Here is a 628-nt window from a genome sequence, read left to right on the forward strand (position 1 = left end):
CCACCCCCACCAACCCGCCCTACGCGTCCCCGAGTTCCTGGAGCTGAACCCGGCCGGGTGCGAAGTCCGGGGAGTCCATGGCGACGTCCATGTTCCCGGCGCCGATCTGCGCCACCTTCCACAGCCGGCCGGCGAACTCGATCGTGCCGCCCACCGGCACGTCGCGGAACCAGCCTCCGCCGTCCTCGCCCATGACCATGCTGATGTCGCACCGCAGCGGATGGTCGGCGACGTCGGTCACCACGATGGACTTCGCGACGCCGCCGTCGTCAGGTGAGTTGAGCGGCACGTGCCACCGCAACGGCAGCACACCGTCGTAAGTCGTCGGCCAGTCGGCCGCCTTCCCTTCCGTCGGGGCGGGGGCGTGCAGCCCCGGACCGGTCAGCACGACGCGGTAGGTGCACACCTCCGCGACGGTGTACACGTGTCCCGCCAGAGTGACCTTCTGCGCGGCCCTCACCGTCTGCCGAACAGACCCGGTCACCAACTCCGCGGCCCGCCCCCTGCCATCCGCATGGGCCGCGTCGTACGCCACCTTCGCCCCTCCGGGCAGCACGGCCTTCGCGTGGAGCAACACGTGCAGCCCCTTCGCCGCCTGTTCCCCCGCGCACTCCGGTCCGGGGTCCAT

At 71.3% G+C, this 628-nt stretch carries 1 pseudogene; it reads right to left on the reverse strand.

The window, feature by feature from the left end:
* Window positions 1–19: 19 nt before the first annotated feature.
* Window positions 20–628, reverse strand: a pseudogene (locus tag AC13HU_RS37960) (hypothetical protein); the annotation flags it as partial.

It is taken from the genome of Streptomyces sp. NH27 (genome assembly GCF_056859195.1).